At 44.8% G+C, this 15,095-nt stretch carries 14 protein-coding genes and 2 pseudogenes; 12 read left to right on the plus strand and 4 right to left on the minus strand.

Annotated features, from left to right (window positions below):
• Positions 1-18 precede the first annotated feature (18 nt).
• The 6 genes and pseudogenes from argS to Y697_RS00655 all read left to right on the plus strand — a co-directional run bounded on the left by argS (position 19) and on the right by Y697_RS00655 (position 7,058).
• Positions 19-1,650, plus strand: coding sequence for an arginine--tRNA ligase (gene argS, locus Y697_RS00630; RefSeq protein ID WP_121549785.1), 1,632 nt, complete (start codon positions 19-21; stop codon positions 1,648-1,650).
• The gene (gene rlmD, locus Y697_RS00635; RefSeq protein WP_121549786.1) at positions 1,650-2,972 is read left to right on the plus strand and encodes a 23S rRNA (uracil(1939)-C(5))-methyltransferase RlmD; all 1,323 of its coding nucleotides are present in this window, start codon (positions 1,650-1,652) and stop codon (positions 2,970-2,972) included. Before argS ends, rlmD begins: the two co-directional genes overlap by 1 nt.
• Before the next feature lie 239 nt (positions 2,973-3,211).
• Positions 3,212-3,607 (plus strand): annotated as a pseudogene (locus Y697_RS15105) (phage portal protein); the annotation flags it as partial.
• A gap of 389 nt (positions 3,608-3,996) precedes the next feature.
• Positions 3,997-4,503, plus strand: a complete 507-nt coding sequence (locus Y697_RS00645; protein ID WP_121549787.1) for a MarR family winged helix-turn-helix transcriptional regulator — start codon at positions 3,997-3,999, stop codon at positions 4,501-4,503.
• Between the two features lie 6 nt (positions 4,504-4,509).
• A pseudogene (locus Y697_RS15110) lies at positions 4,510-6,345 on the plus strand (ABC transporter ATP-binding protein).
• Between the two features lie 362 nt (positions 6,346-6,707).
• Positions 6,708-7,058, plus strand: coding sequence for a hypothetical protein (locus Y697_RS00655; protein WP_147433176.1), 351 nt, complete (start codon positions 6,708-6,710; stop codon positions 7,056-7,058).
• A gap of 712 nt (positions 7,059-7,770) precedes the next feature.
• Here the strand turns inward: Y697_RS00655 and Y697_RS14875 are convergent.
• On the minus strand, positions 7,771-8,073 hold the full coding sequence (locus tag Y697_RS14875; RefSeq protein ID WP_259462237.1) for a hypothetical protein: 303 nt from the start codon (positions 8,071-8,073) through the stop codon (positions 7,771-7,773).
• Between the two features lie 25 nt (positions 8,074-8,098).
• Here Y697_RS14875 and Y697_RS00660 point away from each other — a divergent pair, with 25 nt between their 5' ends.
• The 5 genes from Y697_RS00660 (at position 8,099) to Y697_RS00680 (ending at position 12,007) form a co-directional block, all read left to right on the plus strand.
• Positions 8,099-8,902 (plus strand): hypothetical protein, encoded by an 804-nt coding sequence (locus Y697_RS00660; RefSeq protein ID WP_259462238.1) that lies wholly within the window; start codon positions 8,099-8,101, stop codon positions 8,900-8,902.
• A gap of 58 nt (positions 8,903-8,960) precedes the next feature.
• Positions 8,961-9,638, plus strand: coding sequence for a PspA/IM30 family protein (locus Y697_RS00665; protein ID WP_121549790.1), 678 nt, complete (start codon positions 8,961-8,963; stop codon positions 9,636-9,638).
• A 338-nt stretch (positions 9,639-9,976) separates the two neighbouring features.
• Positions 9,977-10,807, plus strand: coding sequence for an endonuclease VIII (locus tag Y697_RS00670; protein WP_121549791.1), 831 nt, complete (start codon positions 9,977-9,979; stop codon positions 10,805-10,807).
• Positions 10,808-10,925: 118 nt separating this feature from the next.
• Complete coding sequence (locus Y697_RS00675) at positions 10,926-11,819, plus strand: bifunctional enoyl-CoA hydratase/phosphate acetyltransferase (RefSeq protein ID WP_121549792.1); 894 nt, start codon at positions 10,926-10,928, stop codon at positions 11,817-11,819.
• Complete coding sequence (locus Y697_RS00680) at positions 11,819-12,007, plus strand: MoaD/ThiS family protein (RefSeq protein ID WP_121549793.1); 189 nt, start codon at positions 11,819-11,821, stop codon at positions 12,005-12,007. The genes Y697_RS00675 and Y697_RS00680 overlap by 1 nt, the downstream gene beginning before the upstream one ends.
• On the opposite strand, the gene Y697_RS00685 is transcribed toward Y697_RS00680, so the two are convergent.
• Positions 11,969-12,820: a PHP domain-containing protein gene (locus Y697_RS00685; RefSeq protein WP_121549794.1), complete on the minus strand. Its 852-nt coding sequence runs from the start codon at positions 12,818-12,820 to the stop codon at positions 11,969-11,971. The genes Y697_RS00680 and Y697_RS00685 overlap by 39 nt on opposite strands.
• Positions 12,821-12,904: 84 nt before the next feature.
• On the opposite strand from Y697_RS00685, the gene Y697_RS00690 reads away from it, so the two are divergent.
• Positions 12,905-13,726: a serine/threonine-protein kinase gene (locus Y697_RS00690; protein WP_259462239.1), complete on the plus strand. Its 822-nt coding sequence runs from the start codon at positions 12,905-12,907 to the stop codon at positions 13,724-13,726.
• 1 nt (position 13,727) lies between these two features.
• Here the strand turns inward: Y697_RS00690 and Y697_RS00695 are convergent, their stop codons facing one another.
• On the minus strand, positions 13,728-14,567 hold the full coding sequence (locus tag Y697_RS00695; protein ID WP_121549795.1) for a polyprenyl synthetase family protein: 840 nt from the start codon (positions 14,565-14,567) through the stop codon (positions 13,728-13,730).
• Entirely contained in the window at positions 14,554-15,087 is a 534-nt protein-coding gene (locus Y697_RS00700; protein ID WP_121549796.1) for a bifunctional nuclease family protein, read from the minus strand. Before Y697_RS00700 ends, Y697_RS00695 begins: the two co-directional genes overlap by 14 nt.
• Between the last annotated feature and the right edge of the window lie 8 nt (positions 15,088-15,095).

Consider the following 15,095-nt stretch of genomic DNA (forward strand, 5'->3'; position numbering starts at 1 on the left):
CTAATATGGAGGTGACCTTTGTTCAAAGAAAAGTTGGAGAGCACAATGAAGCGCTTGTTAAAAGAGTTCGGTGTAAAAGAAGAGGAAGTAGATTTTAAGATTGAGATACCTCCCGAAGGGTACGGTGACCTCTCGACCAATGTTGCCTTCATTCTCTCAAGATCTCTCAAGAGGAGTCCCAGAGAAATCGCTGTTTCGATTTCCGAAAAGCTGCGAAAGGAATCAGATTACAGTAGAGTTGAGGTGGCTGGACCCGGGTTCATAAACGTCGATTTTTCCATAGATTATCTCTCTTCTGTACTGGCCAAAATCCTTGAAGAGCCAGGCTTCTGGAAGAAACAGGGCGAAGCAAATATTCAATTCGAATTTGCCAGTGCCAACCCAACAGGGCCTTTTACTGTTGGCCATGGACGCCAGGCAGTATTCGGCGATGTTTTATGCAGGGTCTTCTCTTCAAGGGGTTTCAGGGTTCAGAAGGAGATGTACATAAATGATGCGGGTCGACAGATAGGGCTTCTTGGGAGATCTCTGTGGGTAAGGTACAATCAGCTCCTAGGCCGGGAAGAAGAACTTCCTGAGGATGGTTATCAAGGCGAGTATCTGGTTGAGATTGCGCAAGGACTCGCAAATGAAGTTGGTGATCGCTTCAAAGGGAGCTGGAACGATGAATCAGAAGTTTTCTTTAAGAAGTATGCGCTTGATAAGATGCTCGAAGACATTTTGGGAACCCTAAAGAGGCTGAGAGTAGACTTTGAAAATATCTTTTATGAGAGTTCTCTTATTGAAGACGGAACGGTTGAATTCGTTATCAAATCTCTGGAAGGTAAGGAGTTGATATACGAATCCGAAGGAGCAAGATGGCTGAAGGTATCGAAGTTTGTTGAAGATGATGACAAGGTATTAGTTAGGTCAAATGGTACCAACACTTACTTCATGACAGATATTGCTTACCACTACAACAAGCACGAGAGGAAGTTCAAGAAAGTTTTCGATATCTGGGGTGCAGATCACATGGGTCACATACCCAGAATGAAAGCAGCGATGAAAGCGCTCGATATTGATGATGATTTTTTGAACGTGATTATTCACCAGTATGTAAACCTCAAGAGAGAGGGTGAAGTGGTGAAGATGTCTACAAGAAGAGGGGAGTTCACAACTCTGGATGAACTAGTTGAAGCCGTGGGAGTGGATTCGACGAGATATTTCTTCGCGATGTTCGATCCTGACACTCACATGCTCTTTGATATAGATCTGGCAAGGCAGAGGTCGAATGACAATCCTGTTTTTTACGTCCAGTATGCCAACGCAAGAATAAGCAATGTCTTTAGGACTGCAGATGAGAAGAATGTGATGATATCAACGAGTTCATTGAAGTTGCTGAATACTAAGGAAGACAGAAAAATCATCAAGCTATTAACCATCTTCCCTGAGATTCTAGATTCTATAGTGACAGACTACAGGACAAATCGTCTGACTTCTTATCTGGAGGATCTTTCAAGGGCGTTTCATGGATACTACAACAAAAACATCATTGTTGATCCAGAGAACCCGGCTCTTTCCGGGGCTCGACTGGCAATGTGCAAGGCTCTGCAGAATGTTTTGAAAGCCGGGCTAGATCTACTTGGAGTGGAAGCTCCCGATAGTATGTGATGGAAGAACTGAAGATAGAGAAGCTTATTGCTGGAGGGTACTCTCTTGCCAGAACGAGAGAAGGTAAGGTTGCCTTGCTGGACGGAGGTTACCCCGGGGAAGTGGTTCTTGCAAGCCGAAGTGAAGGAAAGAACGACTTCCATCTGATGAAGACCGAAAGGATCGTAACTCCCTCAAATGCAAGACGGGAAAGACTATGTACAAGCTTCCCAGTATGCGGCGGATGCGACTGGCAGACGCTCGAGTATTCTCAACAGCTCCACTGGAAAAGAGAGATTATTCGAGAGCAGTTCAGCAGAGTTGGAAAGATCAAAGTTGATGATTTTGAGATTGTTCCCTCTCCGAAAGAAGTGAATTACAGGCTGAAAATGGAATTTGTTTGCTATCAGGGAAAGAAGGGACTCTCCCTTGGTCTTTACAGGAGAAACAGCAAGTTCCCTGTGAATTGTCGGAATTGTGTCTTGGGCTTGAGAAATTTCGAGAAGACAAGAGCGGTCTTTGAAGATATTCTAAGAAAGACGTCTCTAAGACCTTACAACAGGGCAAACGGAAAGGGTGAACTTAAGCACCTGATTTTGAGAGGCAATCGAAGTCAGGTTATGGCAATTCTTGTTACGAAGGGTGAACGACTCCCGGATGAAGACCATATAGTTTATAGCGTAAAGAAAAGACTGAGCGAGGTTTCAACTCTCGTTCATATAATGAACAGTAATGACAGAGTTGTGATGAGGGGAGTATCAAGAACTCTTTTTGGAGAGGGTATCCTGGAACAGGATCTTTCTGCGAAGAGATTTGAAGTTCCTCCTGTTGCATTTTTTCAGAATAATCTGGAAGTTACTGAACTGATAGTTCAGCACATAGTGAATGAAATGGGAAAATCGGTCGGTGATTCTCTTCTTGATCTATATAGCGGTATTGGTACCTTCTCGATCACCATTGGAAATCAGATGAAGAAGGTCACGTCAGTAGAGTCGAATCCCGTTTCGGTAAAGGCACTCAAAGCCAACGCGAATCTAAATGGAATGTTCGGAATTGATCTCGTTATGAGTGACGTCATAGATTACTTGAAATCAAATGAGAGGCAGTTTTCGACTGTCATTCTAGATCCTCCAAGAGCTGGCGTGGGTGAAGGTATCAAACTTCTTGAAAAGGCAAGGCCCTCGCGAATCTTCTATGTCTCTTGTGACCCTGCAACTCTCGCAAGAGATGTTGCAAAGCTAATGGAAGCAGGATTTGAAATTTCATCTATGAAGGCATTTGATATGTTTCCTCAGACATGGCATGTTGAGACTGTTGTCTTGATGTCGAGGGTAGAGAAGTAAAAGTGTAGAAATGTATCTATAAAAGGACTTTCCGTGATTTGAGTTCCGGTTTCGGCCAGGATGATAATCACGGCTTTTTTTTTGCTTTGTGGGAGCTTATCCAAGATAGCTAAGGTTAAAGGCTGAGTAGACAAGTTGGATGTTGGCTTGGTGAGTTGATAGAATTACTGTGTAACTTCAGATTAGATGAATAACAGACTAGAAGACGTTTTATTATTACGTTTCCGCCAGCGATTTACGATTTACGTCACATTCCTGGCTTAGAATTCGGTGGACTTGTGCGGTATTCTCCGATTTCCATGGCCATGAACGCGATTGTTATGGCGATTGCCTGTGAATATTATGGAGCGCAGTTTTTCGCTAATGGGGCTACACTGGAAGGAGTACTTGAATATCTGGGAACGATCAAACATCCACAGAAAGTTAACGAAAGCTGGAATACGGCCTATCAAGGAAGCAGTGCTTGAGGAAGGCATGAAATATCAACAGATTGGGATCTCACAGGAACAAACAGGCACAGTTTTTAGAAACACGGAAATCCCAAATAAATGAAATCGCTCGAATTTTTCGTGTACCTCCACACGTGGGGGGACGTGGAAATGTCGAACTTTTCTAAAATTGAGGAACAATCCCTTGGGTGATACCTGAGGAAAACTTTATATCTTGGACTTGGCTGTTGATTCTTCTAAGGCCTTGATTGCCTAGTCGCTTGCTTTGCTCGCTTCTTCAATTTTGTCTTCTGTTCTGCGGCAATTTCATATCTGATTGCCATTTGTATCACCCTGAAATATTTTGACGCAGTATTGTCAATTGTTAAAGGCTCTTACTGAATGTAAGTAAACATTTCCTCGTATTGGTTCGGGAGTCTCATATTGATTTTTGTAAAATTACTGAATTTGAGGGTTTAACCTTGATATCAGGCTTAAAACGTTAATCAGTGAATGATTTGACAAATAACAGGTACCTGTTGTATAATGTAATTATCAAACCAACAGGTACCTGTTACAAAGGAGGATTGATATATTTGAAATCGAAAAACGCAAGTGACAACAATACCAATGAAGCCATGCTGGCTTCCCTGGACCGTGTCATGCGTCTGTTGCGTCGGCGGCCGGCCAGACGGACGAATCTGGGCAGAGGAGTCTATCGCCTGCTGTCCATGATTCGTGATCGGGAAGGCATATCGACGCGGGAACTGGCAACTCTGCTGGAGATCCGACCATCTTCTCTCAACGAGAAACTGATACGTCTGGAAACCGAGCAAATAATCAGTCGGGAGCGGGATCCTCGGGATCAGCGGGTATTTCTGGTTCGGTTGTTGCCAAGAGGAGAAGCTCACTTAGAGAGGATCCACGCTGAACGCAAGCAGTTCTATAAATCCGTGAGTCAGATCCTCACCGAGGATGAAGTCAGGGATATGATCGGGCTTGCCAACAAACTAGCTGATGGTATCGAAGCCCTCAGCGATTCGGAGACAGGGCTTCAGGAATCCGAAGGATGTCACGGGAACGAAGCTAATAGGAGTGAGTGATCTTTCATGGAACTGAGGCCGGGGATTACCAAGCGGTCTGGATGGAGCTTCCTGTCAGAGAAAGAAAAGATCAACCGGCCAAAAATCACACGGGAACTCCTTCTGCGCATCGGATCTTACTTAAAACCATACTGGAAGCAAATGCTGCTGGTGGTGGCGACTATTTTGATGTCGTCGGTCTTGTCTATTATGCCTGCCGTTCTAACAGGTCGGATTATCGACGAAGGACTTATTGGCCGTGATTTGAACTTGCTGGTCCGCCTGCTTCTGATCTCATTGGCCGTGACTTTGGGAGCTAATCTCATCGGTGTCCTTGAGAGCTACCTCAACACCTGGATCGGACAGCACATCACTTACGATATGCGCAACAGCATGTATCGACATCTGCAGTCCATGCCGCACCAGTTTTTCACCACCAACCATCCGGGTGAGATCATCACCCGGATGACCAGCGATATCTCCGGTGTCCAGCAACTAATCACGGGAACTCTGACCGGCATCCTCTCCAATATAATTACCCTAGGCGTGTCTCTGCTGGCCATGTATCAGAAGAACTGGATTCTTGCCACTATCAGTATCATCATCGTGCCGTTCTTCACGTTGCCCACCAAGCGGGTGGGCAAGGCCCGCTGGAGCCTGACACGGGAAGCTCAGGCCCGTAACGATGAAGTCAACGGTATCCTGAATGAAACCCTGTCTGTGAGCGGGCAGCTCCTGGTCAAACTGTTCAACCGGGAGGAGGCTGAAATCACCCGTTACGAAGTGGCCAACCATCAGATGATTCGACTGAACATCCGTGAACGAATGGCCGGCCGTTGGTTCCGTGTCATACTGGGTACCTTTGCCAGCATCGGTCCCATGCTGATCTATCTGGTGGGAGGATTGCTGATAATCTGATACGGTTCGGATCTGTCGGTGGGCGACATCACGGTATTGGTCGCACTGTTGAGCAGAATGTATTCTCCTGTGAATTCACTCATGGGGATCCAGGTGGATTGGATCCGCTCCATGGCGCTGTTTACACGCATCTTTGAGTATTTTGACCTGCCCGTTGACATTGCCAGTGATCCGAATGCCGTAGTGCCGCATTCTGCACAGGGAAATATCAACTTTTCTCACGTTGATTTCGCCTATGAGCCAGACCGGCCGATCCTAAGGGATGTCAGCTTTTCCCTAGAAAGCGGAAAAAGCATTGCCATTGTGGGTCCCTCCGGATCCGGTAAAAGTACCATCAGCAACTTGATCCCGCGCCTTTATGATGTATCGAAAGGTAGTATTACCTTTGACGGTATCGATGTCCGAAAACTCGATCTCGGATGGCTCCGCCAGAATGTTGCCATCGTGACACAGGAGACGTATCTGTTCAACGGAACCATACGGGACAACCTACTGTATGCAAAGCCGATGGCGATGGAAGATGAACTCGTGTCAGCATGTATCAAGGCGAATATCTACGATTTCATCAGCAAGCAGCCCATAGGCTTTGACACTTTGGTTGGAAATCGCGGACTTAAGCTGTCAGGCGGAGAAAAACAGCGCATTTCCATTGCTCGGGCGCTTCTCAAAGATCCGGCTGTGTTGATCTTCGATGAAGCGACTTCATCATTAGACTCCATTTCCGAACAGCTGATCCAGAAAGCTATCGACCCCCTCATTTCCACCCGAACCAGCATCATAATAGCTCATCGTCTCTCCACCATTCTGGCGGCTGATGAGATCCTGGTCATGAAAGAAGGGCGTATTGCCGAACGAGGCACTCATACTGACTTACTGGAAGCTGGTGGCGGTTACACCGAACTCTATGAAACGCAGTTTTTTGGCGCATTGGAACCAAGGGAGTAGCACACTACCGCATAATCAGGCCATATTGAGACGGTCTGTCTACATGAGAGAAGATAGGTACTAATATCAAAGCCTTCATCAAGCGGATAACCAGGGTGTTTTATCCTTTCTAATTCTAAAAGATAAACCTATAGTCATTTGAGAGTCTTTGGGATGAGGTTCGGATTGTCATTTGAGAGTCTTTGGGATGAGGTTCAGAGAATACGTAACGATAGTCTTATAGAGTGGAGAAGTATATGGTCTGCCAAAAGATTGAGAACTATTTGATAACAAGCACCTATAAGATATGAAGATGTCGTCGTAGAGCTCAACCGATCCGTTTAGAAGATCTATCAAAAGTGATTACGGATCTCGAGAGTGAGATGGACAGAAGTCAAATAGAAAAAGTATTCGATATACTGAGCCAGAATTACCCGTTGTTCAGCGAACATGACAATGAGTGGATGTCCGACGGAGTGAACAGTACTCCGTTCAAGAACAGTGTTTCGGTAACTCTCTCGACGATGACGCATACAAAGAGAGTAATTCGTGCGGCTGTTGAACTTTTTTCTGAGGTTTCGACTCCGCATGAACTAGAACAACTTACCGATGAACATCTTAGGGAGATTTTCAAACCTGTCGCTCATTACAGTCGCAAGAAAATAACGCTGAAGGAGATGTGTCGGCAACAGATCGAAAAGCAAGGAGGTAAGGTGCCCCAGTTTAGAGAATAGCTTCTTGCTTCGAAGGATGTGGCAAGAAAGAGTTTCAACATCCTAATGAACTTCACTTTTGGGGACAGCTCAATAGCGGTTGCACTAATGTTAATAGAGTCCTTAACCGAAGTGGTATTGTCAGAACAAAAACCCCGCTGAGACTGCTGACCTGGCAAACGAAATGGTTCACGATAAGTACAGGAAACATCACATGAGTGGTTAATTCAACATGGAATGAAGACTGGCAAAGCAAAGAAGCCAAATCGCATAGGCTGCTGCATATATGAGTCGTTTGAGTGGGACAATATGAACACCACTCTTATCTGAACTCATTCATGAATTCGCCAGGTGGCTCCTGCCGTATTCTTTACCGAAGCTGAGCGAAAAGTCTTAAAGCCAAGGAAGATGGCGAATCGCTCAAATAAGCGTTTTATCGGATGGCCATTTCACAAACCTTCATAGTTCAATTTCCTTGCAAGTTTTTGAAGTATGTTGAGATGGTTTTTACCTCAAAATGAACTAACTCAAGATTTTTCGATTTGGGAGAGTCTCTTGCTGAATGTTACGTCTATGAATCCATGTTTTCTGGACAAGAAAGCACTGCACGAATTGTGATAGTTGATTCGACAACGGGGATCAATGTTAGCACAATTCTAAAGAAAGTCTGATGCATGATTCTCTTTATCAGCATTTGTTTGAGTGACAGCAATATCTTCAGATACTCGTATCATTATACACATTTCTCAGCCCTTTGGCCTATAATTAGCAGAGAGGATTCCTTACCCGAAAGGAGATAAGCAATGGCTAGAAGAAGTAGCGGCGGGTCGTCATCGAGCAACAGAAGTAGCGGTGGAAGAAGCGGAGGATCGTTTAGTAGCAGTCGAAGCAGTCGGTCCTCAAGCAGTAGCTCGAGTAGCTCTAGAGGAAGCACTTCAAGCAGACCGGGTAGCTCTTTCCCTTCAGGAACCTTTGGTAGTTCTTCGCGCAAAAAGGTTTTTACATCGCCCTTCAGAATTCCTGTCGGAGGTTTCAAGAGGCCGACTACGGGTGGGTCTGGAGTGAATACTGCCGGATGTGCCGGATGCAGTGGCTGCAGCGTCTTTGCATTTGGTGTGATCGTTATCGCTATAATACTGATTGTACTGGTTGTCTCAGGGACCTTCTCCTCTTGTGGAAGTAATACCAGTAATGTTGAGATCACCAAATCGACGATCGCGAGAGAACCGCTGCCAAAAGGATCGGTTAACGAAACCGGGTATTATACAGATGAGCTCGGGTGGATTAACAAAGACTCTGTTCTTATAAACGGCATGAAACACTTCTATCAGGAGACGGGCGTTCAACCTTATCTGTACATAACAGATACTGTAAACGGCTCTCACTATCCAACTGAAGATGACCTCGCGGATTTCGCCAGCGGTCTTTACGATAGGCTATTCACAGACGAAGCTCACTGCCTAGTAGTCTTCTTCGAATATGGCGACGGCTATATGGACAGATATATATGCGGTAATCAGGCGAAGACAGTTATCGACGACGAGGCTGCCGATATCCTTCTCGATTACATAGACAAGTATTATTATTATGACAACTTCGCCGATGAAGAGTTCTTCGCCAAGGCATTCATTGACGCGGCAGACAGGATAATGACTGTTACCAGATCACCCTGGATTCCAGTGTTTATTATCATAGGAGTTATTGCACTAGTTGCGCTATTGCTTTTCTGGTGGAGTAATGTGAAGCGCCAGAAGAACATTGAGGCCAAGCAGACCGAAGAGATTCTGAACACACCGCTCGAGAAATTCGGTGATAAGGACGTAGAAGAGTTGACAAAGAAATATGATGATGATGACAAAACTTAGTTCTCTGATAGTGCAAACTATTTCAAAGCCTTATACAGGCTAGTTGTGGGAGGAAGAAATGGGTATTCTTGACAGGTTCAACGACATTATCAAATCAAACGTGAATGCTCTGCTGGACAAAATGGAGGACCCTTCGAAGATGATTGATCAGCATCTTCGCGAACTTAGTGAAGATCTCGCTGAAGTGAAGCGAGGGACGGCGGGAGTAATCGCAGAGGAAACAAGAACAAAGCGTCTAGTCGATGAAAACATGGGTGAAGTGGCCAAATACGCGGATTTTGCAAAGAGGGCATTGCTGGCAAAAAATGAAGAAGATGCGAAGGTCTTCATAGCAAAGAAGCAGGAACTCGAGAATGTAGGAGCCGGTCTTATGACTGCTTACGCAGCAGCTCACGAGAACGCTGTGAAGATGCGCCAGATGCACGACAAACTTGTTTCAGATATTGAGTCACTCAAGTCTAAACGGTCGATGATAAAGGCTAAGGTGGCCGTTGCCAAGACTCAGAAGAAGATAAACGAAGTGACTTCCTCTGCTGGAAAGACTCAGGGAGCAATGGACGCAGTAGGAAGATTGGAAGACAAGGCCCAAAAAATGCTAGATGAGGCCAATGCCATGGCAGAATTGAACACCGAGACTATTGACAAGGCAAAGGCCCTTGAAGAAAAGTACGCTGCCAAGAGTTCGTTTGCAGTTGATGAAGAGCTTGAACAGATGAAGAAGGATCTTGGTGTTTAACAGTTTTTTCTCGATTTCTGTTGCTTTTAAGTAAGTATGCTTATTCTCGTGGTAGGAGCAGTGTCTCCAGAGTAAACACGAGAATCAAGATTGGAACGAACACTTGGGTCCGCCTTTTATGAAGTTTCTGAGGCCGAAGATAAGTTAGATTAGTGTGTCCGTTTTGGATGCGCGCAGCTTGTTTCGGCTTCTTCTTTTTGAAGTTGACTCTCCCTGCTGTTTTCTTAGAATAGCCGGCTCGCAAATGTAAACAGGTCTGAAACAAAATTGATTGTCAAGCTCGACGTCAAGGCGAGGCCCCTCAATTTTGATCAACTTACGTTCTGTGGAGGTGAATTGTGATAGAGATTCCCGAAGCATTTGTGCTTGCGAGTCAGATAGACGAGACTCTTTCCGGTAAGATAGTTGACGGAGTTGAAGTGCCTGAGAATCCAGGCAAGTTCTCTTTCTATCTTGGAGATCCAATCGAATATCAAAAACTGTTGATTGGTTCGTTTTTTTCTTCGGCCAGGGCAATAGGTGGAATGGTAGAAATTTCCGCCGACAGGAGGCGATTGGTTTTCTCAGATGGAGCCGCCCCTAGGTTCTACTCTCAAGATCAGAAGCCAAAAGTGAAGTCCCAGCTCACAGTGAAGTTCGGCGACGGTTCATCCCTGAGTGTTTACGTTCAGCTTTATGGAGGGTTATGGTGCTTCGAAGAAGGTGATTTTGACAACAAGTACTATTTTGTGGCACAGGAGAAACCGTCACCTATCAGTGAGGATTTCGATGAAAACTATTTCTCGAAGCTCTTTGACTTCGAAAAGGCCGATTCGCTTAGTCTAAAGGCCTTCCTGGCAACTGAGCAGCGGATACCGGGTTTGGGTAACGGTGTATTTCAAGATATAGCCTGGACTGCCGGGCTTCATCCAAGAATAAAGATAGGTAAGATTTCTGATGGTGACAAAGAGAGGTTGTTTTCTTCGATTAAGACCGTTCTCAAAGATATGACTGAAAATGGTGGTAGAGATTCTGAGAAGGACCTCTTTGGAGTTGAAGGGAAGTATAAGACAATCATTGGAAGGGCGACTTTTGGCAAGGCTTGTCCTAGATGTGGCGGAACGATAGGAAGGCAAAACTATCTTGGCGGAAAGGTATATTTCTGCCCATCTTGCCAGAGGCTGGAGTGAAATGCTCTACCTTTTCAGCTTTCTTGAGAAGATACTGATTTAGCGTAAAGAGAGTCAATCAGTACTCTATCATAGGGTATACTTGCCTATAGAAACTGTTGAGCAAGGAGGATTTTCTGTGAAAAGTTTTTCTGAGCTTATTTCTTTGGCTAAGGCCAAGGGTCCAAGAAGAGTTGTACTTGTTGGTTCGGAAGACAGAGAAGGAGTCAAAGCTCTAAAATTTGCGTTTGATGAGGGAATAGCGATGCCAGTCTTCGTAGGTGATGAAGAAAGAACGAATGAGATCCTCGAAGAAGAAGGACTAAAGGGAGAGGTTATGAGTGCTTCAAGTCCCGAGGAAGCATGTGAGAAGGGTATCAGGCTGGTGAACTCCGGATATGCCGATATAGTATTGAAAGGTCTTGTCAAGACCTCCACACTGCTGAAGGCAGTTCTCAACAAAGAATGGGGGCTGAGATCCGGAAAGATCCTGAGCCATATTGCCGCTCTTGAAGTCCCGGCAATTGATAGGATAGTCTTCGTTACGGATGGTGGAATGGTAATTCGCCCAGACCTGCCGACCAAAATATCTATAATCGAAAATGCAGTATCCTTTTTGATATCACTAGGTTATGAAAAGCCAAAAGTCGCATTGGTAGCTGCTGTTGAAACAGTAAATGAAGACATGCCAGAAACCCTTGAGGCTGCAGTGATCTCGAAGATGGGCCAGAGGGGACAGATAATAGATTGTGAGATAGATGGCCCTCTTGGAATCGATAATGCAATATCATCATTCGCAGCGGAAATAAAGAAGGTTTGCGGTCCAGTTGCGGGCAGGGCAGATCTACTTGTCGTGCCTGACATTGCTAGCGGAAACTTCCTTGGGAAATCGGCCGTCTACTTTGCGGGCGGAAAGATTGCGGGGCTAATTCTGGGTGCCTCGGCACCGATTGTTATTGTATCAAGGGCCGACTCATCTCCTTCAAAACTCGCCTCGATTGCTTTGGCAAGTTACTCATTAGGAGAACGATGATGAAAGTAGAGTTTGAAGATGAAGTTCTAGATCTTGAAGGCGGAATTTCAGTCAGAGAGCTTCTTATCAGTCTGGACGTTGATTCTGATCGGTACATAGTATTAAAGGATAGGAAAATGGCTGATCTGGATAGTTTTCTTGATGATGGTTCAGAGGTCTTGATTATCAAAGCGATCGTGGGAGGGTAGAGATTCAAGGAACCTAAAGACAAAGTTATCAGGAATCTCGATCCCGAGTTCAAGATTCTTTTTGTGTTCTCCATGGTAATCACTGCCACCTGTGGCAAGCAGATCAAGTTCCTTCGAGATCTCAAGAAGTTCATTTCTCGTTTCTATATCGTATGTCTTGTAAAATACCTCTATTCCTTTCAGACCGTAAGACCTCATTGTTCTTATCATCTCTACAGTTCGATTGCGATCTAGCGTCATCGAAAGAGGGTGAGCTAGGACTGGAATGCCCTCGGCAGAAAGGATGAGTTCTATGGCGGCTTTTATCGATAGTTTTTCTTTCTCTACATATGCTCTTCCCTCTCTTCCGATGAACCGAGAAAAGGCCTCTTCTATTGAATCAGCGTACCCCTTCTTCACAATGAGATCTGCTATGTGAGGTCTTCCGAGACTCTCACCAGGAAAAGAATATTCGAGTTCTTCATCCGCTATATGAACTCCTAGGGATCTCAGCCTTGAGAGAATTCTGGTATTCCTGAGATCTCTTTTCAGCCTGACTTCTTTTAAATTGTTTTCGATAGACGCAGCCGATGAAATCATTCCGTAACCAAGGATGTCAAGAGTCTCGTGAAAATCACAGCTAATCTCTACTCCTTTTACGTATCTTATTCCCATCTGTGAAGAAAGCTCGCTTGCTTCAACTTGACCGGCTAGAGTGTCGTGATCTGTTATCGAGAGAGCGATAATTCTCTTATCGAGGGATTCTTCAATTATCCCAGCAACCGAGTTGGTTCCATCTGAATGGTCTGAATGACAGTGAAAATCAACAAACATTCGTCTGCCACCTTTCTCATTAATGATGATATTATTCTACTAGAGGTGATGACAATAGAATACTACCTCAGTGAAGGTACAATTTTGAAGAAGCGTTACAGGGTTATCAAGCCGTTGGGCAGAGGTGGATTCGGTTTAACTTATCTATGCTCTGACTTTCACAAGGGAAATAATGTCGCCGTGAAAGAGTTCTTTCCCAGAGGCGTAGAAAGAGAAGGCAACAATGTCAAGCCGGTGAGCGATGACCTGAGAGAGATCTATTTCGACAAGCTCTCTTCCTTCTCCGAAGAATTCACAATAATGTCCAGAATCGAAGATGACAGAGTTGTTAAGGTTCTAGATCTTTTCACAGAGAATAACACCGCTTACTATGTGATGGAGCTAATAAGTGGAAAAACTTTGAAGGACGCAGTGAGAGACGAAGGTGTGATGAACGATGAAGAGGCTTTTGAAACGGTGGAAAGCATACTTAAAGGAGTCTCGTCTATTCACGAAAGAGGCTATATCCACGGCGACTTGAAACCTACCAACGTAATGCTCACAGATGATGGAAGAATAAAAGTAATGGATTTCGGCGCAGCATGTCTAAAAGATGTGTACCTTATGAATTCCCTCGCGAAAGTGGTATCCCTCAGCTATACTTGTCCCGAGAAATTCTATTCTTCTTCTCCTCCAAACTACTCATGGGATGTGTATTCAGTTGGGGGGATTCTATACTTTCTGCAGAGCGGAGAGGATCCTGTTCCTTCGACAGAAAGAGTTAAGGGAGTTCCTCTCATCTTCGACACATTTTCAAGAAGAGCCAAGCGAATTCTCGACAAATCAATGGCATTGCTCTCAGAGAAAAGGTACTCTGATGCGGCAGCTTTCAGAAGAGCTTTGAAGTCCAGATTCTTTGGACTTTGATTCAGCGTCTGGCAATCAAGTCGTAAACACTTACCATTTCTCTTGAAAGATCATAGAACTCGTCGATTTCTTCCAGAAGGTCGAGAAACATCTCTTTGACTTTCGTCTGAGCTTCCTCAATGGATTCGAACGAGAGTATAGTGAGCTTGTCTTGTTTACCATCTTTTCCCGGTGTTTTTCCAAGTTCACTTTTTGTAGATGTTACATCTTTTATGTCATCCATCATCTGAAACAACTTGCCGAATCTCAGCCCCAGCTGGCGCATTTGAACGAATTTCTCTTCCTCTTTTCCCGCAAACGGAGCTGCGAAACAGAAGCCGAAAAGAGAACCCGTCTTGGCAGCGTGAATTCTTTCCATTTGTTCTCTTGACTTGTTTACGGGGAAGACGTCTTCGAACTCACCTTTGACTACCTCAAGAGAAGTCTCTTGCCAGAGTCTCATGAGATTCAGCTTAGAACTGCTTTCTATATCTAGTGAAGAGAGGAGTTCTGAGGGATACAGCATGAGAAAATCCCCTGCCAATATGGCTTTGCACTCACCAAATTTAACGTGACTAGATGGTAAGCCCCGCCTCATAGTATCGTTATCTACCGCAGGCAGATCATCGTGGATCAGACTTCCGCTATGGAAGAGTTCTACGGCAATACCTGTCTTTATGGCATTTTCCTCGCCGAACCCAGTGAACCTAGCTAGTTCCCAGACAAGATATGCTCTGAGTCTCTTTCCACCAGCCATAGGAGTATAAGAGACTACTTCTTTCAATGGTTCATAAAGGTCCAGTTCATCGAGAAACCTTCTAAGATTCATATTGAAAAAGGGTGTAAATTCAGCTAGATTCATTGTTCTCGTCTTTTCCTCTGAAGTGTTTTTTGAGCTCTTCAATGTCAAGGTTTTCAACGAACTTCTTGAAGCCTTCATTTTCCTCTTCCGGACCGTGCTGAAGAGTGTCAGTCTGAAGGTTGCTTAGGTCGATAGAACTCTCAACGAATACAGCATCTTCTACGAAAATCGGGAAACCCTTCTTAACGGCGAGCACCAGACAGTCAGATGGGCGAGCATCTATCACGTAAAACTGACCGTTTCGATCCTGCAAATGTAGAGTCGCGTAATAGATATTGTCTTTTACCTGACCGATAACTGCCTTCTCGAAATTACCCCCAAGTTGAGCGACTGTATTAAGAAAGAGATCATATGTCAAAGGCCTTGGAAAGTCTTTTCCACTAACAGCAAGGGCAAGAGCCTCTGCCTCAAATGGGCCAATCCATATTCCAAACCCCTTGTTTGTCTTCTCAACTTCCAGTATGACTACTGGGGAATTACTCTGGTCTAGGGCCAATCCCCTGAGTCTTACCTGCAACATAAAATTCA

The sequence above is a fragment of the Mesotoga sp. BH458_6_3_2_1 genome, from assembly GCF_003664995.1.
GTDB lineage: Bacteria > Thermotogota > Thermotogae > Petrotogales > Kosmotogaceae > Mesotoga.

Bases quoted from the DNA above. Each gene is read 5' to 3' on its own strand.
- rlmD (WP_121549786.1), top strand. From the start codon at position 1,650: ATGGAAGAACTGAAGATAGAGAAGCTTATTGCTGGAGGGTACTCTCTT.
- Y697_RS00655 (WP_147433176.1), top strand. From the start codon at position 6,708: ATGGACAGAAGTCAAATAGAAAAAGTATTCGATATACTGAGCCAGAAT.
- Y697_RS00665 (WP_121549790.1), top strand. From the start codon at position 8,961: ATGGGTATTCTTGACAGGTTCAACGACATTATCAAATCAAACGTGAAT.
- Y697_RS00680 (WP_121549793.1), top strand. From the start codon at position 11,819: ATGAAAGTAGAGTTTGAAGATGAAGTTCTAGATCTTGAAGGCGGAATT.
- Y697_RS00685 (WP_121549794.1), bottom strand. From the start codon at position 12,820: ATGTTTGTTGATTTTCACTGTCATTCAGACCATTCAGATGGAACCAAC.
- Y697_RS00695 (WP_121549795.1), bottom strand. From the start codon at position 14,567: ATGAATCTAGCTGAATTTACACCCTTTTTCAATATGAATCTTAGAAGG.
- Y697_RS00700 (WP_121549796.1), bottom strand. From the start codon at position 15,087: ATGTTGCAGGTAAGACTCAGGGGATTGGCCCTAGACCAGAGTAATTCC.